This window comes from Streptomyces sp. NPDC000151, assembly GCF_040301705.1.
Classification (GTDB): Bacteria; Actinomycetota; Actinomycetes; order Streptomycetales; family Streptomycetaceae; genus Streptomyces.
On sequence record NZ_JBEPFC010000011.1, the window covers coordinates 1 to 24,746 of the forward strand.

A 24,746-nucleotide genomic window follows, 5' to 3' on the forward strand; every position below is an offset into this window, starting at 1 on the left:
GCCCGGCGCCGGCGCCGGCGGGCACCCGGGGCGCGGGCACCAGCTGCCGCCACATGTCCGTCACGGCCTCCCGGCTCCACCACGTACGGTCCGTGTGGCCGAGCTCCAGCAGCCCCACCACCATCGTGGTCAGCGCCCGGGCGAGCCGCTGCGGGTCGGTGTCCGGGGGCAGCCGGCCCGCCGAGCGGTCGGCGGCGGCCTTCTCCAGGAACAGCGTGCACCACCGCCGGTGCAGCAGGGTGCCGCTGGGTGTGGGGTCGCTCTCCGGGCGGATCCGCAGTCCGGCGCGGACGACGATGTCCCGGTCCACCCGGTCCAGCAGGGCGGCGGCGAAGTCGCGGGACGCGGTCAGCACCGGGTCGGGCGCGCGCAGCAACTGCTCCTCCAGCTCGCGCAGCGCGCCGAGCGCCTCGTCGCGGACGGCGAGGGTCAGCTCTTCCTTGGACTCGAAGTGGAAGTAGAGCGCGCCTTTGCTCAGTCTCGCGCGCCGGCTGATGTCGACCATGCCGGAGGCGGAGACGCCCTTGTCGATGAAGCTCTGGGCGGCCGAGCGGATGAGCGCCTGGCGGCTCTGGATCGCGCGGTGCTGCGTGGGCACTGTGTCCGTCCTGTCTCTCGTCCGGCTCGCGGGCTCGATGAGCCGAGGGCTCGGTGACGCGGGAGCCCGATGGCTCGATGGCTCACATGGTTCATGGTTCACGTGGTTCGATGCGGCGAAGGGTACCGAGAAAAACCAACCATGCGGTTTCAATATGGTACGGCCCGGCAAAGTCGGGCGCGGTAACCGGCCGATCCCTCGAAGCCGAGGTGGCTGAAGTGTTACCCCCATGATCGCGGCCCTGTGGCGGTCGGGTCGCGGTTCGTCCCGGGCGTCACAGGCGTTGCGGTCGTGTACGCGTTGTGTGTGAGGTGTGGCTCAGCGCATTGACAAACAGCGCAGGCGGTTTTTAAATCTGCAAAGGCGAGCAACGAAACGCGTTGCCTCCATGAAAGCCGTTGTAACGCTTCCCCGCCAGGCCCCCGCGGCGTTGCGTGCCGACGGATTCGCTTCACTCTTCACACATGCATCGGTTTCAGTTCCTCATCGCCGGTGGGAGTCCTGGACTCCGGCCGGCCCGTCAACGCATCGGAAGGTATCGAGCAATGCGCGATTCAGCGGACGTCGGCGAAGGCATCGGGGGGGCGCCGCGGGGCGGTGGCGCGGTTCCGATCCGGGCTGTCGTATTCGACCTGGACGGCACCCTCGCCGACACGCTGCCCGCCATTGGCCGGCTGCTCTCGAAGGTGGTCGCGGAGCAGGGGCGCCGGGTGACGCCCCGGCAGGCCGCGGCCGCGGTCGGCAAGCCGGCCCCCGCCGCCTTCGGGCAGCTGCTCGGCCGCCCGGAGACGGACGAGGCGGTGCTCACCGCGATGGGTCGCTACCGCGAACTCTTCGCACACGAAGTGCTCCGTGAGGGCCCGCGGCTGCTGTTCCCCGGCGTCTCCTCCGGCCTGTCCGCGCTGCGCGCGCACGGCATCGAACTGGCCGTGGCCACCTCCAAGGTGGCGCGCAGCGCCGAGGCGCTGCTGGACGTGATGGGCATCCGCGACCTGGTCGGCCCGGTCGTCTGCCACGACATGGTGCGGCGCGGCAAGCCGCACCCGGAGATGGCGCTGCGCGCCGTCTCCCAGCTCGGCGTCTCGCCGCGCGAGAGCGCGTACGTCGGCGACACCGTCGGCGACATGCGCATGGCCGTCACCGCCCACATGGCCCCGATCGCCGTGACCTACGGCGTGGGCCGCTTCGGGGAGCTGGCCGCGGTGGCCGGCACCCGGATGTGCAGCTCCTTCCGTGACGTGGTCGCCGCCGTGGCCGCCACCCGCCCCCGCCCGGTCGAGATGGCCGCCGGGCACCACCGGATGCGCTGAGGCGCTCCACTGCCCGTCCTCCTGGGGCCGTATCCGCGTCCGCCCCGTACGACGCCCGCTCCGCACGACGTGCCTCACGCGCGGCCGCGCCGCCACCCTGACGGCCGTCTCCCGCCCGTCGGCACGCCGGACCCCCCATGCGGAGGCCCGTCCCTCACCCGGGACCCAGTGCGCCCCGCTCAGCCAGTACCCCGTGCGCGAACTCCGCGCCCGCCGCGTGCAGCCGCCGGTGCAGCCGGCCGAAGACCGCCGCCGCGCGGCCGCCGGGCCAGTCCTCCGGCAACAGCGCGGCGGGCAGGCCAGGATCGGCGTACGGCAGGCGCCGCCAGGCGTCCAGGGCCAGCAGATAGTCGTGGTACGCCGCCTCCGGCACCGTCCCGCGCCGGCGGGTCCAGCGCCGCAGCACCGGCTCGTGCGCGTCGAGGAACGCGCGGTGCCGCCCGGCGATCGCGGGCAGGTCCCACCAGCGCGCCACCGCCTCCACCGTGGGCGCGAACCCGGCATGCGCGCCGGTGAAGAGGTCGACGTACCGATCGAGTTGGAGGCGCCGCACCACGTGCCGGGTCTCCTCGTAGAGATGGCCCGGCGCGATCCATACGCCCGGAGCCGCGGTACCGAAGCCGAGCCGGGCCAGCCGGGAGCGCAGCAGGTGCCGCTTGTGCCGCTCCTCCTCGGGTACCGAGAACACCGCCAGCACCCAGCCGTCGCTCGCCCGGGCGGCGGGCCGCCCGTAGATCCGCCGGTCGCCGTCGGCCAGCAGCTCGCGCGCGTCCGCCGACAGCGCGTATCCGGCGCCCCCCGCCGGCGTGCGCGCGGGCACCAGCAGCTCGCGGCGCTTGAGCCGGGAGACCGCCGAGCGCACCGACGGCGGGTCCACGCCCACCACGCCCAGCAGCGTGATCAGCGCGGCCACCGGCACCGGCCCCAGCGGTTCCCCCTTCGCGTCGCGTCCGTACGCGCCGTAGAAGGTGACGATCAGGGACCGTGGGGTGCGCTGCGGCTGCGGGTCACTCACGCCGTCACTCTAAAGGGGCGCCCTGAAGAGGCGCGCGCAGCCGGAAGCGCTGGAGTTTGCCGGTCGGCGTCCGGGGAAGCGCGTCGTGGAAGACGATCTCGCGCGGGCACTTGTACGGCGCGATCTCGGCCTTGGTGAACTCCCGCAGCGCGGCGACGGTTTCCTCCGAACGGGGGAGGTCCGTGCCGAGCACCACATGGGCCACGACCACCTGTCCGCGCGCCGCGTCGGCACGGCCGACCACCGCGGCCTCGGCCACCGCCGGGTGCCGCAGCAGCGCCTCCTCGACCTCGGGCCCGGCGATGTTGTACCCGGCCGAAATGATCATGTCGTCGGCGCGCGCGACATAGCGGAAGTAGCCGTCCGGCTCGCGCACATAGGTGTCGCCGGTGAGGTTCCAGCCGTCCCGTACGTACTCCAGCTGGCGCGGGTCGGCGAGGTAGCGGCAGCCGGTCGGACCGCGCACGGCCAGCAGCCCCGGCTCGCCGTCCGGCAGCGGCCGCCCCGCCGCGTCCACCACCCGCGCCTCGTACCCCGGCACCGGCACCCCGGTGACCCCGGGACGGGCGGCCTCGTCGGCGGCCGAGAGGAAGATGTGCAGCAGCTCCGTCGCGCCGATGCCGTTGATGAGCCGCAGGCCGGTCGCCTCGCGCCAGGCGTGCCAGGTGGCGGCGGGCAGGTTCTCGCCCGCCGAGACGCAGCGGCGCAGCGAGGAGACGTCGTACCCGGCCAGTTCGGGCAGCATCGCGCGGTAGGCGGTGGGCGCCGTGAACAGGACGGAGACGCGGTGGGCCGCGATGTCGCGGAGCAGTCCGCGCGGCCCGTTCCCTTCGGTGAGCAGCGCGCTGGCCCCGGCCCGCAGCGGGAAGACCACCAGGCCGCCGAGGCCGAAGGTGAAGCCCAGCGGCGGGCTGCCCGCGAAGACGTCGTCCGGCACGGGGCGCAGCACGCGTGCCGAAAACGTGTCGGCGATGGCGAGCACGTCCCGGTGGAAGTGCATGCAGCCCTTGGGGCGCCCGGTGGTGCCGGAGGTGAACGCGATCAGCGCGACGTCGTCGGCGGCGGTGTCCACCGCGGCGTACTCGGCGGGCTTGCCGGCGGCCAGGCGCAGCAGGTCGTCCGGTGCCCCGCCGCCGTACGCGGTGACCGCGAGGCCGGGCAGCGCGGCCTTGGCCAGGTCGTCCACCGACCGTACGTCGCACACCGCATGGCGGATACGCGCGATGTCGCACAGGGTGGCCAGCTCATGGGTGCGCTGCGCGGCCGGTACGGTCACCGCCACCGCGCCCGCCTTCATCACCGCCAGCCAACAGGCGGCGAGCGCGGGGGAGTTCGGCCCGCGCAGCAGTACTCGCGCGCCGGGCCGCACGCCGAGGTCGTCGCTCAGTACGTGCGCGATGCGGTTGACGCGCTCGCGCAGCTCTCCGTACGTCCAGACCGTCCCGGTGCCGTCGCGCAGGGCGGGCCGCCCCGCGCCGAACCGGTTCAGCGAGCCGTCCAGCAGCTCCGTACCGCAGTTGAGCCGGTCGGGATACCCCATATCGCCGAGGTGCGGCCACTGCTGGGGTGGTGGGAGATGGTCGCGGGTGAAGGTGTCGGCGTGGGCCGAAGGCTGTAGGTCCATGACGCATGCGCCCCCTCGTGACGCTCAGCCGTGGTGTCCGAGGGCCGCCGGGGACTGCCGTACGGACGGTTCGCCAGCGTAACGTGTTCGTGACGACAGTCAACAGACCGCGATAAGGGAGCCGCCCTGTGACCGCATTCGCGCTCGACGCCGGGGACGTGGCCTGGTGTGCCGAACTCCGGGCCCTGACCGCCGCACAGCTGCGCCCGCTCGCCGAGAAGGGCGAGCCGGGCCGGGTCAACCGCCCGCTGGTGGCCGCGCTCGGCGAACTGGGGCTGCTGCGCCGGCTGTTCCCCGAGGGTGGCACCGTCCGCGCCCTGGACCTGTGCCTGTTGCGGGAGTCCCTGGCGCAGGAGTGCACCGAGGCGGAGACGGCGCTCGCCCTCCAGGGGCTCGGCACCTATCCGGTACTCCAATCCGGTACCGAGGAGCAGCGAGCGCGCTGGCTGCCGGAGGTCACCGCCGGGCGCGCGGTCGCCGCCTTCGCGCTCAGCGAGCCCGGCGCCGGGTCCGACGCGGCGGCGCTCAGCCTGGCCGCAGAGCCGGACGGCCCCGGCGGCAGCGGCTGGCGGCTCACCGGCGAGAAGTGCTGGATCTCCAACGCGCCCGAGGCGGACTTCGCCACCGTCTTCGCGCGCACCGGCGAGGCCCCCGGCGCCCGCGGCGTCACCGCCTTCCTCGTCCCCGCCGACCGCCCCGGACTGAGCGGCGAGCACCTGGACATGCTCAGCCCGCACCCCATCGGCACGCTGGTCTTCGACGGCGTCCCCGTCACCCGCGCCGACGTCCTGGGCGAGCCGGGCCACGGCTTCGGCGTCGCGATGCGCACCCTGAACCTCTTCCGGCCCAGCGTCGGCGCCTTCGCCGTCGGCATGGCCCAGGCGGCGCTGGACGCCGCACTGGAACACGCCGCCACCCGTGAGGCGTTCGGCGCGCCCCTGAAGGACCTGCAGTCCGTCTCCCACCGCCTCGCCGACCTCGCCACCCGTATCGAGGCGGCCCGGCTGCTGGTGTACGCGGCGGCCGCGGCCTACGACGCGGGCGCGCCCGGCATCGCCAAGCGCGCCGCCATGGCCAAGCTGCTCGCCACCGAGACCGCCCAGGAGGCCGTCGACGCCGCCGTGCAGATCCACGGCGCCCGCGCCCTGCGCCGCGGCCACCTGCTGGAACACCTCTACCGGGAGGTGCGCGCGCCGCGCATCTACGAGGGCGCGACGGAGGTGCAGCGGACGATCATCGCGCGGGAGCTGTACCGCTGACGGACGTACTGTCTCCGGTGGGAACTCCTGGTCGACTTCGTCCACCGGGAGCCGGTGGCCGAGCTCCCGGCCGTGCGGTAGAGTTGATCTTGAGCGCGCCGCCGGGAAACCGGTGACGGCCCAGGCGTTGGTGGTCCAAGGAAAGACGCCCCGCTTCCTGCGGGGAGATGCAGGTGCAAGGCCTGCCCAGCGCTCGCGACGAACCCCGGTCTCCGCACGGAGACCGGGGTTCTGCCATTGCCCCCGGCGGGGGCTGGGCACGGGCTCTCAGGGGCGGGCCTTCTTGAGCGCCGTGGTGACGGCGTCGAGCAGGCGGTACCGCGAGACCGTCGCCTCCTCGTGGGCGGCGGCTTCGAGCCGGCGCGGGACGTCGTCCAGCGGAACGCCCAGCCGCGCAAGGGAGTCGAGCGTACGCGCGGCCTCCGCCCCGGTCGCCTCCTCCTGCTGGACGCGCTGGATGCGGCCGTGGTCGGCCACCGCCCACAGGAGCTGCTCCGGCATCGCGCTGACCGTGCCCGGCGCGAACAGCCCGTCCGCGTAGTGGGTGTCGCGGTACACGGTGTCGTGCACCGTCGTCGCGGTCCACAACAGCCGCTGGCGCCGGGCCCCGAGCCGCGCGTGCGGCTGCCAGGCGGCGCCGTCGTACGTCCTCCTGTGCCGCGCGAGGGCGAGCCGGGCGACGGCCAGGGCGGTCTTGCCGCGCAGGGCCAGCGCCGCCTCCGTACCGATGCCGTCGAGCAGCGGGTCCACCGCACAGTCGATCGGGCTGACGTGGAACGACGCCACGGAATGGATGCGGGCCAGCGGGCGGCCCGCCCGGGAGGCCAGCTCCAGACCGGCGAGATGCGCGTCGGCGACCTGCTGATAGCGCTCGGCCGAGAACACCGCCGCGGCGTTCACGCCGATGCCCTCGGCGAGACAGCCGGTGATCGCCGCAAGGCCCGTGTCGGTGGCCGGAATCCTGATCAGCAGGTTGGGCCGGTCGATCTCCCGCCACAGCCGGCGGGCCCACTCCACGGTCGCCGCACTGTCGCCGGAGAGCCGCGGATCGATGTCCACCGACACCAGCCCCGTCGTGCCGTGCCGCGCGAGGTGGACGGGCAGCAGTACGTCACAGGCCCACCGCAGGTCATGGGCCGTCAGCTCCCACACGGCCTGTTCCACGGTGGCCTCGCGCGCGGCCAGGCCCCGCAGCTGTTCCGCGTACGCGGGTCCCGCGGTCACCGCGTGGAGGAACAGCTCGGGGTTCGTCGTGGCGCCGGACACGCGCCAGTCCTTCACCAGCGCTGCCAGGGCGCCGCTGCCCAGCAGGAAGCGGCTGATGCCGTCGAGCCAGAAGGAGATCCCCGCGTCGTTCAGCTGCCGCAGCCGTGGCGCGGTCATCGGGCCCGCCGGCGGAGGGTGACGCGGCGGTGGCGCGCGGTCCGCGCGGCGGACGGGGCGGCCGCGGCGGCCGGGCGTCCGGTGGTGCCCCGTGCGGGGTGGGGAATGTACTGCACACACCGACCCTCGCTCAGGGCGCGGGGAACCAAAAGGGGGCGCACCGGACTCCGTCAAGTAGCCCGCGATTTCTGGCCGTTCGGGCAAGAATCCGCGCCCCGAGGGGCATGCGGGCCGGCGCCGGCGTGCCCGGCCGGGCAGCGGCGCCTACGCCTCCGCCGGACCGGACCGTCGGCCGGGGGCGGCCGTCTCCCGCTGCTGCCGCAGCACCTCCCGGGCCCGCACCAGGCGCAGGGCGAGCTGGACCTCGACCGCGCGCTCGCCCTTCTGCCAGCCGGACCCGAGCAGTTCCGTGATCCGGTCGAGCCGGCGGGCCACGGTGTTGGCGTGGATGTACAGGGCCTCCGCCGCGCGGGTGGGGCTCTGGCCCGAGGCGAAGTACGCCTCCACGGTGCCGACGAGATCGGCTCCGCGCTCGGCGTCGTGGTCCAGCAGGGGACCGATGGCCGAGGCGACGAACCCGTCCACGTCCCGGTCGTCGGAGAGCAGCAGCCCGAGGAAGCCGAGGTCGGCCATGGAGGCGGCGTTCCCCGCCTCGCCCAGGATGGCCAGTGTGTCCAGGCAGCGCTGCGCCTCGTGGTGCACCCGGGCCACCGACGCGAGCCCGGTGCCGGGACCGGCCGCGCCGACGGTCACGGGCTGCGTCAGGGAGGGCGACAGCTCGTCGGACACGGCGCGCGCCGCGGCCGAGGCGTCGGAGCCGGGCAGCAGCAGCACGATGCGCCCGTCCCGTACCGTCTTGAGCCCGCGGTGCCGGGAGCTGTACGACGAGGCCCACACGACGGCCTTGCCGTGCTCGCTGCCCTCGGGCCGGATCGCCACGACGACGTACGGCTCGTCCAGGTCCACCTGGAGCCGCTGGGCGCGCGTGGCGAGCCGGTGCGGCGCGCGCAGCGGCACGGCGAGGAGCTCGTCGAAGAACTCGTCACGGACCGGCCCGGCCGCGACCGCCGTGCTGCGCTGGATCACCAGCAGCATGGCCACCGCCTGCCCGGCGAAGCGGAGGAACCGCCGCCCTTCGGCGTCGAGTCCGGCGGCGGGCCGGAACAGGACGATGCCGAGGTTCTCGGCCCCCGCGCTGACCGGGGCCGCCCAGAGGTCCGCCGCGAGGGCGACCGGCTCGCCCGCCGCGTGCGCCTCCAGCACGGCCCGGTCCGTCACCGCATCGGTGAGCCCGGACGCCTCCCCGGCCGACGTCAGGACCCGCCCGTACGCGTCGCTCACCACCAGCCCGCCGTCCAGTGCCTCGGCCGCGGTGCTCGCGAGCTGCTGCAGGTCGCTGCCGTCGAGGACCAGCGAGGCCAGCCGGGACTGGGCGTCCTCCAGGTACGTCATGCGCGCGACGGTGGCCCGCGCCCGGGCGCCCAGGGACTCCAGCTCGGCGATCTCCGAGCGCGTACGGTCGAGGAGTTCGGCCTTCTCCAGGGCGACCGAGGCGAAGTCCGCGAGCGAGCGCATCACGCTGATCTCGTCGGGCGTGAAGTGCCGCACCACGCGGTTGGCCCCGTAGAGCACGCCGATCGGCTCGCTCCCGCGCAGGATCGGCACCGCCATGATCGCGGAGAGGCACTCCGCGCGGACGACGGCGTCGACCTCCTCCCAGTGCGGGATCCGGTCGTCGTTGAGGTAGTCCGTGGTCCAGAAGGGCGCGCCCGTGGTGCGGACCAGGTCGCTCAGACCGCGCTGCTTGCGCACCACGAGGCCGGTGTTGAGGGCCGTCGTGTCGCCGTCCGAGCTGTGGATGTAGGAGTTGTCCTCGGCGTCGCGCAGGCTGACGTACGCCATGTCGAAGCCGAGCAGTCTGCGGGCCCGGCTCGTGACGACCTTCAGCAGGGTGTCGGGGCTGGAGGGCGCCGCCATGTCGTGCACGGTGTCCACGAGCCCGGTCATGAAGGTCTCGCGCCGGCGGCGCTGGCTGACCGACGCCTGGACGTCCAGCGCCAGATGCGTCGCCCGCTGGAGATCGGCGAGCCCGTCCGGTGACAGGGACAGCCGCCGGCCGCGCTGGAGCAGTTCGTGGAACCGGTCCGGCGGTGAATCCTGCGCGAGCAGTTCCAGAACGGCCAGTGCCGGGACGCCGATGGACTCCTCGCCCTTCACCTTTGCATCTCCCCCCGAGACCCCGAACGCGTCGAGCCGCTTGAATGTATGTGCCGCCGTGGGCCGAGTCAAGCACGAGTCAAGCCCCGGTCAAGCGGCTGACCTGGAAATTCGCATTCTGCCGGTGGCTGCGACATCACTCGGCGGCCGCGCGGTGTTGTGGGACCACCTTTTGCCCGCCGTCCGGCTCGGCAACGATCAACGCGGGGGCCGGGAACGGACTTCGCCCGGGGGTGGCGACGACGTTCGCGGCGATCAATGAGAAACGGGGGCGGGATGGCCGCGATCAAGAACTACGTGCTTTCTCTGGAGCGGAGCAGAGCGGCGCTGCTGCACAAGGAACGGCCGCGGACGTTCGCCATGGCGGGCGCCGAATGGGATTTGCTGGACGGGGTGTTCGCGCCGCCTTTCTCCGCCTCGACCGGCGCGGCCATGGAACTCCTCGGCCTCACCGGGCCGGACCCGGCACTGTGGCGTGGCTCGTTCCTGGAGGTCGGCTGCGGTACCGGAATCATCGCCGTGTCCGCCGCACGGGCGGGCTGCGACCGCGTCACGGCCCTCGATATCAGCGCGGACGCCGTACGGAACGCCGCCATGAACGCGGCCCGCCACCACGTGGCCGACCGCGTGAAAGCCGTGCACAGCGACCTCTTCGACGGACTCGTGCCGGGCGACCGGTACGACACCGTTTACTGGCACTCGAATTTCGTCCTGGCCCCGCCGGAGTACCGCTACCTGTCGGTGCACGAGCAGGCGTACGTCGACCCCGGCTACCGCGCTCACCGGCGCTATCTCGCCGAGGCACCGTCGTACGTGACGCCCGGCGGAAGGGCCCTGCTGCACTTCAGCGAGCGCGGCGACCTCGCGTCGCTGGAGGCGATGGCCGCGGACTGCGGCCGCCGGCTGCGGGTGCTGCGCAGCCGCACGGTGCGCGAGGGCGCGGAAAACGTCGGGCACTTTCTTCTGGAGATCACCGATACGGCGACCGAGCGGCGCGCGGCGGCCCGCTGAACCGGCGGCGCCGAATGCGAGAAAGCCTTGTCGGCCCCGAGTACTCCCCTTCGTACGTACTCCTTCGTACTCCTTCCCGAGCTGAGAAAAGAATCGTGCGGACTCTGCTGATAGACAACTACGACTCCTTCACCTTCAACCTCCACCACTACCTGTCCCGGGTCAACGGAGTCGAGCCCGTGGTGCTCCGGAACGACGACCCGCGGTGGGATCCGGCGCTGCTCGCCGAATTCGACAACGTCGTACTGTCACCGGGACCCGGAAACCCCGGCCGCCCGGCCGATTTCGGAATCTGCCGGGAGATCGCCGAACGCGGCGACATTCCGGTGCTCGGCATCTGCCTGGGCCACCAGGGGCTGGCGCTGCTGCACGGCGGCACCGTCGCCCGGGCCCCGGAGCCGCGGCACGGCCGCACGTCACTGGTGCGGCACACCGGCACCGGACTCTTCCGCGGCCTGCCCTCGCCCTTCGAAGTGGTGCGCTACCACTCGCTGGCGGTGACGGACCTGCCGGACGGGATGGAGGCGGTGGCGTGGACCGAGGACGGCGTCCTGATGGGGCACCGGCACCGGTCCCGCCCCCTGTGGGGAGTGCAGTTCCACCCGGAGTCGATCCTCACCCAGTACGGCCATGAACTCCTGGCGAACTTCCGCGAGCTGACCGCGGAATGGCAGGCGGGACGGGGTACCGGACGCGGTGCCGGACGACGAGACGCACCGCACGTACCCGCCGTCGCGGAGCCCGTCGAGCCCGCCGGACCCGTCACGCCCGCCGCCCCCGACGTACCCGTCGTGCGCCGGCTGCGTGTCCTGACCGAGCAGCTGCCGACACGATGGCGCGACGAGGTCGCCCACCAGCGGCTCTTCGGCCGCAGCGAGAACGCGTTCTGGCTGGACAGCAGCAGGGCCGACGCGGACGCCGGGCGGTTCTCCGTCATGGGCGACGCCGCGGGGCCGCTCGCGCGCGTGGCCAAGGCCGATGTGTGGAGCCGCACCGTCACGGTGAGCTCCGCCGAGGGCCTGCAGATCGTCACGGGCGAGTTCCTCGACTGGCTCGACCGGGACCTGCGCGGCATGGAGACCGAGCTGCCCGACGTGCCCTTCGAATTCACCCTCGGCTGGGTCGGCTACCTCGGGTACGAGCTGAAGACGGAGTGCGGCGGCGACCTGGTGCACCAGGCGGAGGACGCCGACGCCGCCATGGTGTTCGCCGACCGCGCCGTGGTCCTGGACCACCTCACCGGGACCACCCATCTGCTGGCGCTGGCGGAGGACGACGACGAGCGCGACGCGCGCTCCTGGCTCACCGCCACCGCGCGGACGCTGGAGTCCCTCGCGGGTGTGCCCGCCGGCGAACCGGCCCCGCCGGCCCCGACCGCCGGGATCCGGCTGCGCCACGAGCGCGACGGCTACCTGCGGCTGATCGACGCCTGCCAGGAGGAGATCGCCGCCGGGGAGACCTACGAGGTCTGCCTGACGAACCTGGCCGAGGCGGACTGCCCCCTCGACCCGTGGGAGGGCTACCGCGCGCTGCGCCGCTTCAGCCCCGCCCCGTACGCCGCGCTGCTGCGCTTCGGCGCGCTGTCCGTGCTCAGCACGTCGCCCGAGCGGTTCCTGCGGGTGAGCGCGGCGGGCGTCGCCGAGTCCAAGCCGATCAAGGGCACCCGGCCGCGCGGGGCGACCGCGTCGGAGGACGCCGCGATCGTCGCGGAGCTGCGCGCGAACGAGAAGGACCGCGCGGAGAACCTGATGATCGTCGACCTGGTGCGCAACGACCTCGGCCGGCACGCCGAGATCGGCTCCGTCGAGGTCACGGGGCTCTTCGACGTCGAGTCGTACGCCACCGTCCATCAACTGGTCAGCACCGTACGCGCCAGGCTGCGCGCTGACCGTACCGCGGTGGAGTGTGTGCGGGCCGCGTTCCCCGCCGGGTCCATGACGGGCGCGCCGAAGGTACGCACGATGCAGATCATCGACCGGCTGGAGGGCGGACCGCGCGGCGTCTACTCGGGGGCCATCGGCTACTTCTCGCTGTCCGGGGCCGCCGACCTGAGCGTGGCGATCCGCACGGCGGTGGTCACGCCCGGGCGCGTCCGCTACGGCGTGGGCGGAGCCATCGTCGCGTTGTCGGACTCGGAGGAGGAGTTCGAGGAGACGGCGGTCAAATCGGCGCCGCTGCTGATGCTCACCGGAGCCGAGTTCCCGGGCCGCCGCAGGACGGACTCGGTCCCCGGGTGACTCCCGGGAAGCGGTGGTGCGGGCCCCGCCCCGTCGCGGTGCCCGCACCACCGGCACGGTGTCCCCGCCACCGCAGCGGCCGCGCGCGGGCGGCACAAAAGGCGTGACAGGGCGGCCGGGTGGTGGTGGGAGCACCACCCGGAGGCGCAAGAGGGGAGCCTGCGCACCTCGTCCGAGGCGGCCGGCCGGAGCGATTCTTGAGGCGGTCGAAGGATCACCGTGTCAGAGGGGGAGACCCGTGGTTGTGTCCGTCAGTGCAGGAAGAGCGGTACGCGAGCAGTCCTGGTCCGCCGCGCCGTCCGGGCCCGCGGGAGCGCCGGAGGCCCGGGAGGCGGTGACCCGCGGACTGGGCGACGTGCTGTTCGCCTCGTTCGCCCGCAGGGACCAGCGCCGCAAGGGGGAGCAGTACCTGCGCGGGCTGCTGCAGACGGAGGGCCGCAAGTCCATCCGTAACATCGCGGCCCAGGTGGGCGGTTCGGCCACCGAGCAGAGCCTGCACCACTTCATCAGCAGCTCCACCTGGGACTGGCAGCCCGTGCGCGAGGCGCTCGCCGGCCACCTCTCGCGGCTCGCCACGCCGCAGGCATGGGTGGTGCACCCGATGGCCATCCCCAAGGCCGGCGACCAGTCGGTGGGCGTGGACTACGGCGTCGACCCCTGTACGGGCATCTTCCGGGGCCAGCGCGCCTTCGGCGTGTGGTACGCCACCGAGACGCTCAACACCCCCGTCAACTGGCGGCTTTTCCTGCCGGGCTCCTGGGACGGTGACGAGGAGCGGCGGCGCCAGGCCGAGATCCCCGAGGGAGCGGGCGGGGAGACCCTGGAACAGTGCGCCGCGGCGGCTGTACTGGAGGTGATGGCGTCCTGGCGGGTGCCCGCCCGCCCGGTGGTGCTCAACACCCACATCAACCGGATCGGCGCCACCATCGGCCGGTTCAGCGCCGCCGGGGTCCCGGTGATCGCCCGGATCCGCGGGACGGACCGGCTCATGATGGGCGACCCGGCGCTGCCCGGCTACGACGGGGGAGCGCTGACGGCCGAGCGGATCCTCGCGGGCGTGCGCGGGCTGCGCCGCCCCGTCCGCGCGGCCGGCACGGGCGACACGCTGGCCGTCGCGGTCCGGGTGGCGTGCGTCGGCGAGCCGCCGCGCCGGCGCCGGGGCGGCGCGGCCGACGCCCCGGGTGACCTCGTGCTCGTCGGGGAGTGGCGGGACCCGCAGGGCCCGCCCGCCGCCCTGTGGGTCACCAATATGACGGCGGTCCCCGCGGGGGCGCTGCTGCGGCTGACCGGGCTCGGCGGCCGGGCCTGCCAGGACCTCGCGGCGGCGGGCGAGGACGTGGGGCTCAAGGACTTCGAGGGCCGCTCGTTCCGCGGCTGGCACCGCCACATGACCCTGGCCTCCGCCGCGCACGCCGTGGCCGCCCTGTCGCGCACCGGCGGCGCCCCACCAGTGGGCGCAGGGCGGGGACTTGACGGACTCCGGACCACCTGACGTAGTCGCGCCGCCGGCGTTGGCGCCGGTCCGCGCGTGCCGCACGATTCAGGCCACAGGGCGCCGCGCGGAGACGATTTCCGGCGGCCCGGAGGGGGAGCATCCGTGACATCCATCGGGAAGCCGGACGGTGACGGCCGGCCCGGTTCCGCGACCGTCGAGAGCGTGCCGATCGACCGGCTCAAGCCGTCCGACTCGCCGCGCGGCGGTTCCTGCGACGAGAGCCACGTCCGCGCGCTCGCCGACTCCGGCCGGGAGTTCGAGGCCATCGTCGTGCACCGGCCGACGATGCGGGTCATCGACGGCATGCACCGGCTCCGCGCCGCCCGGCTGCGCGGCCACCACGCCATCGCGGTGCGCTTCTTCGACGGCAGCGAAGCGGACGCGTACGTGCTCTCCGTCCAGCTGAACGTCCGGCACGGCCTGCCGCTGTCACGGGCCGAGCGCCGCGCCGCAGCCGAGCGCATCCTGCGTACCCACCCCCACTGGTCCGACCGGGCCATCGCGGAGCGCACCGGCCTCAGCGGCAAGACCGTCGGCAAGCTGCGCGGGTGTGCGAGTGCGGAAATTCCTCAGCCGCACACCAGGGTCGGCAGGGACGGCACCGTACGGCCGGTCAGCAGCCTCGACGGGCGGCTGCGCGCGGCCGGCCTGATCGCGGCCGACCCCACCGCCTCGCTGCGCGAACTGGCGCGCAGGTCGGGGCTGTCCACGGCGACGGTGCGCGACGTGCGCGACCGGCTGCGGCGGGGCGAGGACCCCGTGCCAGGGGGCGGCCGCGGCTCCGGCGGGCCCCTGGCGCGTACGAATGCACCTGCCGGGCCGTCCCTGCGGCTCGACGCCGGGAGCGGGACGGGGGAGGGCGAGGAGCGCCCCGACCCGGTGGCCACGGCGGTGCGCAAACTCGTCAAGGACCCGTCCCTGAAGGGCAGCGAGCCCGGCCGGCAGCTGCTGCGCGCCCTTCTCGCCACCGAGCTCACCCCCCACCAGTGGCGGCGGATCGCGGCCGCCCTGCCCGGACACTGCGCACCACTGGTGCGCACCGTCGCCGCCCAGCGGGCCGCCGAGTGGAACGCCCTGGCCGACGCGGTCCCCCCGCGCGTCCAGGGCGCCGCCTGACCTTCCCCCAGGCGTCCAGGCTTCCTGCCTTCCCGGGCCGAGCGCCGGGGCAGCCCGTACCGACGGGCCGCCCCGGCGTGCCCGTATTTCCGCGTCCGCGGCAAAGAAATCCGACTGTTGAAATCCGACCGTTGAAGATTCTTCCGTACCCGGCATCCGGTCATTAGGCTGCGATGAGTCCGATACGGGAATTGCCGTGACCGCCGCCTTCGGCGAGCGACATCCGGCCGGCCCGTGACGCGCTTTCCCGCCGTCCGGACCTCCTGCGCGCAAAGCGCCTCCGCCATTCATCCGGCAGTCATCAGCCATGCACTGCGAAGGGATTTCCATGTCTGAAACCGCAGCCTCCCAGGGATTCGCCGACGCGGCCGAACTGCGCCGCGCGCACCGGGCCGTCGTGGAGCAGTACATGCACACCAAGGGCGAGGCCCGCCTCCGGCGGCACAAGCTCTTCACCGAGGACGGCAGCGGTGGCCTGTGGACCACCGACACCGGTTCCCCGATCGTCATCAACGGACGGGACCGCCTCGCCGAGCACGCCGTCTGGTCGCTGAAGTGCTTCCCGGACTGGGAGTGGTACAACATCCGCGTTTTCGAGACGGATGACCCGAACCACTTCTGGGTCGAATGCGACGGGCACGGCAAGATTCGGTTCCCCGGTTATCCCGAGGGTTACTACGAGAATCACTTCCTGCACTCGTTCTCGCTGGAGAACGGGAAGATCAAGCAGAACCGCGAGTTCATGAACCCCTTCGAGCAGCTGCGCGCGCTCGGCATTCCGGTGCCCGAGATCAAGCGCGAAGGAATACCCACCTGACGGTTCCTCCCCCTCGGCGGAGCCGGCCCTTCCCCCCTTGGAGAGCAACATGGAAAACGTTCTGCGCGCCTTCGAGTCCCGCGCCGCGCTGCAGCAGCCGCAGTGGGCCGACCCGCATCAGCTCCAGCGGGTCAGGGAGACCCTGGAGGCCAGGCCCCCGCTCGCCAGGGCCGACGACATCCGTACGCTGCGTTCCCTGCTCGCCCGGGTCGCCGCCGGCGAAGCCATGGTGGTGCAGGCCGGGGACTGCGCCGAGGACGTGAACGAGCACACGCCCGGCTATGTGGCCCGCAAGGCCGCGCTCCTGGACCTGCTGGCGGGCGTCCTGCGGATGGCGACGCACAAGCCGGTCATCAGGGTGGGCCGGATAGCGGGCCAGTTCGCCAAGCCGCGCTCGAAGGCCACCGAGTGCATCGGCGGGGTCGAACTCCCCTCGTACCGCGGCGACATGGTGAACGGCCCGGAGCCGGACGCCGAGAGCCGGCGCCCCGATCCGCTGCGCGTCCTCGCCGGGTACATGGCGGCCAACGACATCGTGGAACACCTGGGGTGGAAGGGCCGCGCCGAGGGCCAGGGCATCGAGGCACCGGTGTGGACCAGCCACGAGGCCCTGCTCCTCGACTACGAAGTGCCGATGCTGCGCCGGGACGAGCACGGCGGGAGCTACCTCGGCTCCACGCACCTGCCGTGGATCGGGGAGCGGACCCGTCAGGTGGAGGGCGCCCATGTCGCCCTGCTCGCCCAGGTGTTCAACCCAGTCGCCTGCAAGGTCGGCCCGGGCATGACGCCCGAGGAACTGCTGGCCCTGTGCGAGCGCCTCGACCCCGGCCGTGACCCCGGCCGGCTCACGCTGATCGCCCGCATGGGCGCCGACCTGGTCGCCGACCGGCTGCCCCCGCTCGTCGAGGCGGTCCGCGCCGCGGGCCACCCGGTGATCTGGCTGACCGACCCGATGCACGGCAACACCGTCTCGGCCCCGGACGGCCACAAGACCCGCATGGTGGCGACGGTCGCGCGCGAGGTGCGCGACTTCCAGCAGGCCGTGCTCGCCGGCGGGGGCATCGCCGGCGGCCTGCACCTGGAGACCACGCCGGACGACGTCACCGAGTGCGCCACCGATCAGGCCGGCCTCGCCCGGGTCGGCGAGAAGTACACCAGCCGCTGCGACCCGCGCCTGAACCCGTGGCAGGCCGTCGACGTGGTCTCGGCCTGGAACGGCTGACCGGAACGGCCGACTGCACCGGCCGACTGCACCGGCCGACCCCTTCCCGACATCAGAAGCTGGAGGTCAGGGCCATGCCCGGCATACCGCCCATCGAACCCTACGCACTGCCCACCGCGGGTGAGCTGCCCGCCAACACCGCCCGCTGGACCATCGACCCGGCCCGCGCCGTCCTGCTGGTCCACGACATGCAGCGGTACTTCCTCGAGCCCTTCCCGGAGCCCCTGCGCACCGAGCTCGTCGCCAACGCCGCGCTGGTGCGGCGGTGGAGCGCCGCGCACGGCGTCCCGGCCGCCTACACCGCCCAGCCCGGCGGTATGGACGACCGGCAGCGCGGTCTGCTCAAGGACTTCTGGGGGCCGGGCATGCGCACCGACCCCGCCGACCGCGAGGTCGTCGACGAACTGGCACCCGGACCCGAGGACTGGCGGCTCACCAAGTGGCGCTACAGCGCCTTCTTCCGCTCCGACCTGCTGGAGAGGATGCGGGCCGCCGGGCGGGACCAGCTGATCGTGTGCGGCGTGTACGCACACGTCGGGGTCCTGATGTCGGCGGTCGAGGCGTTCAGCCACGACATCCAGCCGTTCCTGGTCGCCGACGCCGTCGCCGACTTCTCGGCGGAGTACCACCACCTGGCACTCCGGTACGCCGCCGAGCGCTGCGCCACGGTCCTCACCGCCAAGGAGGTACTGGCGTGAACGCGGGTCTCCTCGACCGGATCCTGGGCCCGGAACCGGGGCCGTTCGCCCTGCTGCACCGGCCCGAGACGACCGGCCCCGGACACCTGGATGTCCTGGTCGGCGAGGTGTCCTACCCGGAGTCGCTGGCACAGATCCCACTGCCGGACGGTCCCGCGCCTGCCACCGGGGTGCGCCACGAGGTCCTGACCGTCATCCCTTACCGGCAGATCGCCGAACGCGGATTCACCGCGGCCGACGACGGGGCGCCCCTGATCGCCCTGACCGTCACCGGCCAGGAGACCGTCCGCGTCGAGGACGCGGCCGCCCGCATCGGCGATGTGCCGACCGAACTGCGCGACGCCCACTTCGACGTGGACGACGAGGAGTACGCCGAGACCGTCCGCAAGGTCATCGCCGAGGCCATCGGTGAGGGCGAGGGCGCCAACTTCGTCCTCAAGCGCTCGTTCGTCGCCGACATCAGCGACTTCGGACCGCGCAGCGCCCTGGCCCTCTTCCGGCGCCTGTGGGAGCGGGAGACCGGCGCCTACTGGACGTTCGTCATCCACACCGGCGACCGCACCTTCGTCGGCGCCTCACCCGAGCGGCACATCAGCCTCCGCGACGGCGTCGCCGTCATGAACCCGATCAGCGGCACGTACCGCTACCCGCCGTCCGGCCCCGAACTGCCCGGGATCATGGACTTCCTCGCCGACCGCAAGGAGACCGACGAGCTGTACATGGTCGTCGACGAGGAACTGAAGATGATGGCCCAGATCTGCCCCGAGGGCGGCCGGGTCGTCGGCCCCTACCTCAAGGAAATGGGCAGCGTCGCGCACACCGAGTACTTCATCGAGGGGCGCACCGACCGGGACGTGCGCGACGTCCTGCGCGAGACCCTGTTCGCGCCCACGGTCACCGGCAGCCCGCTGGAGAACGCCTGCCGGGTCATCGACCGCTACGAGCCGCAGGGGCGCGGCTACTACAGCGGGGTCGCCGCCCTGATCAGCCGCGACGAGCACGGCGCGCGCTCGCTCGACTCGGCCATCCTCATCCGCACCGCGGACATCTCCGCCACGGGGCGACTGCGGATCGGGGTCGGCGCCACGCTCGTACGCCACTCCGACCCGGCGGCCGAGGCCGCCGAGACCCGCGCCAAGGCCGCAGGGCTGATCGCCGCCCTGGAAGTGCCCGCGGTCACCCGCTTCGCAGAACACCCCACGGTCCGCGCCGCCCTGGGCAGCAGGAACGACACCATCGCCGGCTTCTGGCTGAGCGACATCGGCCGGCGGCTGCGGCCGGAGCCCGGCCTCGCCGGCCGCGAGGTCCTCGTCATCGACGCCGAGGACACCTTCACCGCCATGATCGCCGGGCAGCTCCGCTCGCTGGGCCTCGCGGTGACTGTGCGGCGCTTCGACGAGACGTACTCCCTCGACGGGTACGACCTCGTGGTCATGGGCCCGGGGCCGGGCGACCCGAGCGCGTCGGCCCACCCGAAGATGGCGCACCTGCGCACGGCCGTCGACACCCTGCTGCGCGACCGGCGGCCGTTCCTCGCCGTGTGCCTCAGCCACCAGGCGCTCAGCCTCCGGCTCGGCTTCCGGCTGCGCCGCAGGGACGTCCCCAACCAGGGCGTGCAGAAGGAGATCGACCTGTTCGGCCGCGCCGAACGAGTCGGCTTCTACAACACCTTCGCGGCGGTGAGCCACGAGGACCGCGTCGAGGTCGACGGGGTCGGCACGGTCGAGGTGAGCCGCGACCGGGCGACCGGAGAGGTGCACGCGCTGCGCGGGCCGCACTTCGCGTCCATGCAGTTCCACGCCGAGTCCGTGTTCACCCAGGACGGGCCGCGGATCGTGGCCCAGGCCGTACGGGACGTCTTCGCGGCAGCGCCGCAGCACGTCACCTCCTGAGCCCGCACCCCCCACCCAAGTTCCTTTGTACTCCGCCCGGTTGGAGAGAACCTCATGCACCGATACGTCGTCGTGGACGCCTTCGCCGAGGAACCCCTGCGCGGCAATCCCGTCGCCGTCTTCTTCGACGCCGACGATCTGCCCGCCGAACGCATGCAGCGCATGGCCCGGGAGATGAACCTCTCCGAAACCACCTTCGTGCTCAAGCCGCGCGATGACGGGGACGCCCGCATCCGCATCTTCACGCCGGTCAACGAACTGCCCTTCGCCGGGCACCCGATGCTCGGCACGGCCATCGCCCTGGGCGCGGAGACCGACCGGGACAAGCTGCTCCTGGAGACCTGGATGGGGACCATCCCCTTCGAGCTGGACCGCAGGGACGGGGACGTGGTGGCCGCGCGGATGCAACAGCCGATCCCCACCTGGGAGGCGTTCGACCGGGCCGAAGAACTCCTGGCGGCCCTGGGCGTAGGCGAGTCGACCCTGCCGGTCGAGATCTACCGCAACGGTCCCCGGCACGTCTTCGTCGGCCTGGAGAGCGTCGAGGCGCTCTCGCGGCTCAACCCCGACCACCGGGCGCTCGCCACGTTCGACGACATGGCGACCAACTGCTTCGCCGGCGAGGGCACCCAGTGGCGCAGCCGGATGTTCTCGCCGGCGTACGGGGTGGTCGAGGACGCGGCCACCGGTTCCGCGGCCGGACCCCTCGCCCTGCACCTCGCCCGGCACGGCCTGATCACGCACGGGCAGCCCGTGGAGATCCTCCAGGGCGTGGAGATCGGCCGCCCCTCGCTGATGCTGGCGCGCGCCGAGGGCACCGGCGACCGCTTCACCTCCGTCGAAGTCGGCGGCAGCGGCGCGCTGTTCGCCCGAGGCGAGGCCCTGGTCTGACGGCCGGGCCCCAAAAGGCGACGTAACGAACTACCGGCGTAACGAACTACCGGCGTAACGAACTACCGGCGTAACGAACTACCGACGTCACGTACTACCGACGTCACGACGTGAAGTCACACCCTGAGGAGGCAGTAATGAGTGCAGGCAGGTCGGAAACGATGACCGCGACCATCGACATCGACTTCCCCGAGTACGACACCCCACCGGCCTCCCCGGCCGGAATCGTCCGCGGCTGGTGGGAGACCGCCGCGCGCCTCGGGGTGCGGGAGCCGAAGGCGCTGGCGCTCGCCACCGCCGACAAGCGGGGACGCCCGTCGACGCGGATCGTCGCGGTGAACGAGATCACGGACGAGGGCATCGTCTTCGCCACGCACCTGGGCAGCCAGAAGGGCCGCGAGATCACCGAGAACCCGTGGGCCTCGGGCGTCCTGTACTGGCGCGAGACCAGCCAGCAGATCAGCGTCAGCGGCAGGGTGGAGCTGCTCGGCCCCGACGTGGCCGACGCCAAGTGGGCCGAGCGGCCCCTCTTCACGCACCCCGCGTCGGTCACGTCGCGGCAGAGCGAGGAGCTGCGCGACATGGCGGCGTTCCAGACGGAGGTCGACCGGCTCGCCGGCACCGGACCGCTGCCGCGCCCGGAGAGCTATGTCGCCTATCTGCTGCGGTTCGACGGCGTGGAGTTCTGGGCCAACGGCGAGAACCGTGTGCACCAGCGCCTGCGGTACGACCGGGACGGCGAGGGCTGGACGGTGCGGCGCCTCCAGCCGTGACCCGCGCTCCGCTGCACGCCCGCGCCGCGCCGCTGCTCAGCGGCGCGGCGCTTTGCGTTGCCGAACGCCGTTGAACGTCGCCGCGGCCCCGCGCAGGCCCCCGCTGACGACTTGACATAGTGCCGCCCGGACCGTCGCAGCGCGTGGGCCGCTGGCGCACAATTTCCTGAGTGAGCGAAAAGCTTGAGGAAACCGAAGAAGCAGGAGCGGGAGCGGCCGAGAAGATAGCGGCGGCCTATATCGCGGCCTGGCGCGGCAAAGAATTCGACACCTTGCGATCATTCCTGGCCGATGAATTCGAGTACGTAGGACCGCTGGCCCGGCTCGACGATCCGGACGCGTGCCGGGAATCCCTGGAGCGCATGTCGCCGGTGACGACGGACCTCGCCGTGGAGCGGGTCTTCGTTTCGGGCGCCGACGTGGTCACGTGGTTCACCCTGCACACCACCATCGCCCCGCCCACTCCCGTCGCGAACTGGATTCACGTCGAGAACGGAAAGATCAACAGAATTCGAGCGGTGTACGACCCGCGCGCGCTGCTTTCCGACTGAACGAGAGGAAGAAAACCCCGATGACCACCGAGCGGGAAAAGGCCAAGGAGCCGGAGGACCTGGCGCGGCTGTGGGTGGAGCTGGCCAACGCCGGCGACGCCGAGGGCATGGCGGCGCTCTACGAAGCGGACGCGATCATGGCGTTCCCCATCGGCCGGGAGCACGTCGGCCGGGACGCGATACAGAAGGCGTTCGAGGGGATGCTCGCGAAGTTCTCCTACTTCCCGATGGAGCAGTCGCTGCCCACGCTGCGCCTCGGCGACGTCGCCCTGACCTCCAGCGTCCCGGAGGACAACAGCCGCGGCCGCTACCAGGTGGCCCGGCGCCAGCCCGACGGCACCTGGCTGCGCGTCCTGCACTCGTCCGGTTACTTCGGCGAGCCCACCTGACCTCCACCAGCGATGACTGGCGCCCCCAGAAAGGAATCCGCGCGATGAGCGCACACGCTGTGCCTGCCGATGCCTACACGACAGGACTGCTGAGCAAGGATCTGCCCACCGAACTGGAGCGGCTCCAGCTGCTGGAGAGGACCTACGACCCCGGAACGGTGCGGGCCTTGTCCCAGTTGCCGATGCGGTCGGACTGGCGGTGCCTGGAACTGGGCGCCGGCGCGGGCTCCATCGCGTACTGGCTCGCCGAGCGGGTGCCCGACGGCTCGGTGCTCGCGGTGGACATCGACCCCCGGTTCATCGACGCCGGCCGCGCGCCCGGTCTGGAGGTGCGGGGATCGGACATCACCACCGACGACTTCCCGCCCGGCTCCTTCGACCTGATCCACGCCCGCGCCCTGTTCATGCACCTGCCGCGGCGCGAGGAAATGGTCGAGCGGGCGATGAAGTGGCTCGCGCCCGGCGGCTGGCTGGTCCTGGAGGACGTTCACTTCCTGCCCGCCGCCGACTCCCCGTACCCGGTGTGGCAGCAGGTGCACGGCGCCTATCTGGAGGCGCTCGCCGGGCAGGGCATCGACCTGGCCTGGGCGCGGCGCATCCCGGCGCGGCTGGCGGCGGCCGGCTGCGACGCGGTGGGCCTCTCGGTCACCCCGGGCGGCCTCGGCGTCGACGAGGTGCAGGACCGGCTCCTGAGCATCCGACTGATCCAGAGCGGCCCGCGGCTGGTCGAAGCCGGTCTCGCGACCGCCGAACAGATCGAGGCCGCACAGCGCCTGGTCGAAAGCGACCCGGCCCCCGATGTCTCCACCTTCGTCTACAGCGCCTGGGGCCAAAAGCCCGACGGATACGCGCAGTAGACACCTTCTCGCCTTCCCACCTTCTCACCTTCCCACCTTCTCACTTTCCCCTTCTCCGGCGCCGCTGCCGACGCCGAAGAGTCCCCCCATCCCAGCCCTCGACGGCGGTGTAGAAAACATGAGTTCAACGCAGAGTTCGACGCAGAGTTCAACGCAATCACAGAGCGGCACGGAAAACTCCGCGCCCTCAGTGGTGAAGAAGGTATCGGCCACGGCCATTGCCTGGCTTTCGTTCACGACCATGTTCGTGATCGGAACCGACACCTTCCTCGTCGCTCCGATGCTTCCCACGCTTTCCCGCAGTTTTGACGTCTCCACCAGCATGTCGGGGTGGATGGTCAGTGCCTACGCCCTCGGCTTCGCCCTCTTCGCGCTGGTGGCCGGCCCCCTCTCGGACGGCAGGAACCGGCGCAGCGTACTCCTCCTCGGCTTCGCCGGATTCACCATCGCAACCGCGCTCTGCGGAGTGGCGCCGGGCTTCTGGGGCATGATCGTCTTCCGGGTGCTCGCCGGCATGTCGGCCGCCCTGGTCACCCCGCAGCTGTGGGCCTCCATCCCGGTCCTGGTGCCCAAGGACGCCATCGTGAAGACCATGGGCCTGGCGGGCGCCGGCATGTCCATCTCGCAGGTGGTCGGCGTCCCGATCGGCGGCTGGCTGGCGGCCAGCTCCTGGCACGTGCCGTTCTTCGCGGTCGCCGGGCTCTCCGCCGTCGTCTGGGTCCTGCTGTTCCGGGTCTTCCCGTCCGTGCCCGCCGCGCCGTCGGCCGGCGGCGGCTTCTTCTCGGTGTACGCGGGTCTGTTCCGCTCCCGCACGTTCACCTGGTACCTCGTGGGCTACCTCGCGTACCAGACCGGCGTGTTCGAGACCATCTCGTTCATCGGGTCCTGGCTCGCCAAGGACTTCGGGCTGGGCGTCACCGCGATCGGCGCCGCGATGATGGCGCTGGGCGTGGGCATGGCGATCACCTCGATCTTCGGCAACCACCTCATCAAGCGGCTGGGTGAGGCGCGCACGCTCGCCTGGGCGTTCGTGGCGCTCATCGTCATCTACGCCGCCGTGCCGTTCGCCCCCAACCTGGCCACCGCGATCACCTTCCTGGCCCTCGGCTCCGCCGTGCTCGGCCTGAACTACCCGATCTTCATGGCCATGCTGCTCTCCCGGACCACCGCGGCCCGCGGCACGGTCTCCTCGCTCGCGACGACCGCGCTGTACGTCGGAACCACGATCGGCGGCTTCGTGGGCGGCATCCTGCTCTCCCACTTCGACGGCTTCCACGGAGTCTCCGGATTCACCGTGGCGGCCCTCGTGATCGCCGCGCTGGTCTTCGCCGGGTCCGGAGCCTTCCGGACCAAGAAGGCGGAGCCCGCGGCCGCCTGACCGGGATCCCGGA

The 24,746-nt window shown here is 72.5% G+C and carries 22 protein-coding genes; 16 read left to right on the top strand and 6 right to left on the bottom strand.

Translation table 11 applies throughout. The annotated features are described in order from the left end of the window. Nucleotides 1-598 (bottom strand): TetR family transcriptional regulator (locus tag ABT381_RS05750; protein WP_351588216.1); only part of this gene is annotated, 598 nt, incomplete at its 3' end. A 545-nt stretch (nt 599-1,143) separates the two neighbouring features. Between ABT381_RS05750 and ABT381_RS05755 the strand changes: the two genes are divergently transcribed. Then, entirely contained in the window at nt 1,144-1,908 is a 765-nt protein-coding gene (locus ABT381_RS05755) for an HAD family hydrolase (protein WP_351588219.1), read from the top strand. Nucleotides 1,909-2,062: 154 nt separating this feature from the next. Here the strand turns inward: ABT381_RS05755 and ABT381_RS05760 are convergent, their stop codons facing one another. Both ABT381_RS05760 and ABT381_RS05765 read right to left on the bottom strand, forming a co-directional pair. Continuing rightward, nucleotides 2,063-2,923 carry a PaaX family transcriptional regulator gene (locus ABT381_RS05760; protein ID WP_351588222.1) on the bottom strand — a complete coding sequence of 287 codons (861 nt, stop codon included), beginning with the start codon at nt 2,921-2,923 and terminating at the stop codon, nt 2,063-2,065. Between the two features lie 4 nt (nt 2,924-2,927). Then, the gene (locus tag ABT381_RS05765; protein WP_351588224.1) at nt 2,928-4,547 is read right to left on the bottom strand and encodes an AMP-binding protein; all 1,620 of its coding nucleotides are present in this window, start codon (nt 4,545-4,547) and stop codon (nt 2,928-2,930) included. 128 nt (nt 4,548-4,675) lie between these two features. On the opposite strand from ABT381_RS05765, the gene ABT381_RS05770 reads away from it, so the two are divergent. Further along, nucleotides 4,676-5,806 carry an acyl-CoA dehydrogenase family protein gene (locus ABT381_RS05770; RefSeq protein WP_351588227.1) on the top strand — a complete coding sequence of 377 codons (1,131 nt, stop codon included), beginning with the start codon at nt 4,676-4,678 and terminating at the stop codon, nt 5,804-5,806. A gap of 267 nt (nt 5,807-6,073) precedes the next feature. Here ABT381_RS05770 and tal read toward each other — a convergent pair whose 3' ends face one another. Continuing rightward, entirely contained in the window at nt 6,074-7,189 is a 1,116-nt protein-coding gene (gene tal, locus ABT381_RS05775; RefSeq protein WP_351588230.1) for a transaldolase, read from the bottom strand. Nucleotides 7,190-7,453: 264 nt separating this feature from the next. Continuing rightward, on the bottom strand, nt 7,454-9,406 hold the full coding sequence (locus ABT381_RS05780) for a helix-turn-helix domain-containing protein (protein ID WP_351588233.1): 1,953 nt from the start codon (nt 9,404-9,406) through the stop codon (nt 7,454-7,456). A gap of 276 nt (nt 9,407-9,682) precedes the next feature. On the opposite strand from ABT381_RS05780, the gene ABT381_RS05785 reads away from it, so the two are divergent. From ABT381_RS05785 to ABT381_RS05845, 13 genes are all read left to right on the top strand, one after another. After that, nucleotides 9,683-10,417 (top strand): methyltransferase domain-containing protein, encoded by a 735-nt coding sequence (locus ABT381_RS05785; RefSeq protein WP_351588236.1) that lies wholly within the window; start codon nt 9,683-9,685, stop codon nt 10,415-10,417. 95 nt (nt 10,418-10,512) lie between these two features. Continuing rightward, entirely contained in the window at nt 10,513-12,654 is a 2,142-nt protein-coding gene (pabB, locus tag ABT381_RS05790; protein WP_351588239.1) for an aminodeoxychorismate synthase component I, read from the top strand. A gap of 334 nt (nt 12,655-12,988) precedes the next feature. Beyond that, on the top strand, nt 12,989-14,146 hold the full coding sequence (locus ABT381_RS05795) for an IS701 family transposase (protein ID WP_467754196.1): 1,158 nt from the start codon (nt 12,989-12,991) through the stop codon (nt 14,144-14,146). Nucleotides 14,147-14,251: 105 nt separating this feature from the next. Further along, nucleotides 14,252-15,265 carry a ParB/RepB/Spo0J family partition protein gene (locus ABT381_RS05800; protein WP_351588245.1) on the top strand — a complete coding sequence of 338 codons (1,014 nt, stop codon included), beginning with the start codon at nt 14,252-14,254 and terminating at the stop codon, nt 15,263-15,265. 328 nt (nt 15,266-15,593) lie between these two features. Next, entirely contained in the window at nt 15,594-16,082 is a 489-nt protein-coding gene (locus ABT381_RS05805; protein WP_351588248.1) for a PhzA/PhzB family protein, read from the top strand. A 49-nt stretch (nt 16,083-16,131) separates the two neighbouring features. Then, a complete protein-coding gene (locus ABT381_RS05810) occupies nt 16,132-17,304 on the top strand; it encodes a 3-deoxy-7-phosphoheptulonate synthase (protein WP_351588251.1) in 1,173 nt (390 codons plus the stop codon). A gap of 74 nt (nt 17,305-17,378) precedes the next feature. Continuing rightward, nucleotides 17,379-18,002, top strand: a complete 624-nt coding sequence (locus ABT381_RS05815; RefSeq protein WP_351588254.1) for an isochorismatase family protein — start codon at nt 17,379-17,381, stop codon at nt 18,000-18,002. Then, nucleotides 17,999-19,894, top strand: a complete 1,896-nt coding sequence (locus ABT381_RS05820; protein ID WP_351588257.1) for an anthranilate synthase family protein — start codon at nt 17,999-18,001, stop codon at nt 19,892-19,894. Before ABT381_RS05815 ends, ABT381_RS05820 begins: the two co-directional genes overlap by 4 nt. A gap of 54 nt (nt 19,895-19,948) precedes the next feature. Beyond that, nucleotides 19,949-20,785: a PhzF family phenazine biosynthesis protein gene (locus ABT381_RS05825; RefSeq protein ID WP_351588260.1), complete on the top strand. Its 837-nt coding sequence runs from the start codon at nt 19,949-19,951 to the stop codon at nt 20,783-20,785. 137 nt (nt 20,786-20,922) lie between these two features. Then, nucleotides 20,923-21,558 (top strand): phenazine biosynthesis FMN-dependent oxidase PhzG, encoded by a 636-nt coding sequence (phzG, locus tag ABT381_RS05830; protein WP_351588263.1) that lies wholly within the window; start codon nt 20,923-20,925, stop codon nt 21,556-21,558. A gap of 170 nt (nt 21,559-21,728) precedes the next feature. Then, nucleotides 21,729-22,109: a nuclear transport factor 2 family protein gene (locus ABT381_RS05835; protein ID WP_351588266.1), complete on the top strand. Its 381-nt coding sequence runs from the start codon at nt 21,729-21,731 to the stop codon at nt 22,107-22,109. 20 nt (nt 22,110-22,129) lie between these two features. Beyond that, the gene (locus ABT381_RS05840) at nt 22,130-22,498 is read left to right on the top strand and encodes a YybH family protein (protein ID WP_351588268.1); all 369 of its coding nucleotides are present in this window, start codon (nt 22,130-22,132) and stop codon (nt 22,496-22,498) included. Between the two features lie 44 nt (nt 22,499-22,542). Then, complete coding sequence (locus tag ABT381_RS05845; RefSeq protein WP_351588271.1) at nt 22,543-23,355, top strand: class I SAM-dependent methyltransferase; 813 nt, start codon at nt 22,543-22,545, stop codon at nt 23,353-23,355. 24 nt (nt 23,356-23,379) lie between these two features. Here the strand turns inward: ABT381_RS05845 and ABT381_RS05850 are convergent, their stop codons facing one another. Continuing rightward, nucleotides 23,380-23,598, bottom strand: coding sequence for a hypothetical protein (locus ABT381_RS05850; RefSeq protein ID WP_351588423.1), 219 nt, complete (start codon nt 23,596-23,598; stop codon nt 23,380-23,382). On the opposite strand from ABT381_RS05850, the gene ABT381_RS05855 reads away from it, so the two are divergent. Continuing rightward, on the top strand, nt 23,549-24,733 hold the full coding sequence (locus ABT381_RS05855; RefSeq protein WP_351588412.1) for an MFS transporter: 1,185 nt from the start codon (nt 23,549-23,551) through the stop codon (nt 24,731-24,733). The genes ABT381_RS05850 and ABT381_RS05855 overlap by 50 nt on opposite strands. The last annotated feature ends 13 nt before the right edge of the window (nt 24,734-24,746 follow it).

Bases quoted from the DNA above. Each gene is read 5' to 3' on its own strand.
- ABT381_RS05755 (WP_351588219.1), top strand. From the start codon at position 1,144: ATGCGCGATTCAGCGGACGTCGGCGAAGGCATCGGGGGGGCGCCGCGG.
- ABT381_RS05805 (WP_351588248.1), top strand. From the start codon at position 15,594: ATGTCTGAAACCGCAGCCTCCCAGGGATTCGCCGACGCGGCCGAACTG.
- phzG (WP_351588263.1), top strand. From the start codon at position 20,923: ATGAGTGCAGGCAGGTCGGAAACGATGACCGCGACCATCGACATCGAC.
- ABT381_RS05765 (WP_351588224.1), bottom strand. From the start codon at position 4,547: ATGGACCTACAGCCTTCGGCCCACGCCGACACCTTCACCCGCGACCAT.
- tal (WP_351588230.1), bottom strand. From the start codon at position 7,189: ATGACCGCGCCACGGCTGCGGCAGCTGAACGACGCGGGGATCTCCTTC.
- ABT381_RS05825 (WP_351588260.1), top strand. From the start codon at position 19,949: ATGCACCGATACGTCGTCGTGGACGCCTTCGCCGAGGAACCCCTGCGC.
- ABT381_RS05850 (WP_351588423.1), bottom strand. From the start codon at position 23,598: ATGGTCGTGAACGAAAGCCAGGCAATGGCCGTGGCCGATACCTTCTTC.
- ABT381_RS05815 (WP_351588254.1), top strand. From the start codon at position 17,379: ATGCCCGGCATACCGCCCATCGAACCCTACGCACTGCCCACCGCGGGT.
- ABT381_RS05845 (WP_351588271.1), top strand. From the start codon at position 22,543: ATGAGCGCACACGCTGTGCCTGCCGATGCCTACACGACAGGACTGCTG.
- ABT381_RS05840 (WP_351588268.1), top strand. From the start codon at position 22,130: ATGACCACCGAGCGGGAAAAGGCCAAGGAGCCGGAGGACCTGGCGCGG.
- ABT381_RS05810 (WP_351588251.1), top strand. From the start codon at position 16,132: ATGGAAAACGTTCTGCGCGCCTTCGAGTCCCGCGCCGCGCTGCAGCAG.
- ABT381_RS05785 (WP_351588236.1), top strand. From the start codon at position 9,683: ATGGCCGCGATCAAGAACTACGTGCTTTCTCTGGAGCGGAGCAGAGCG.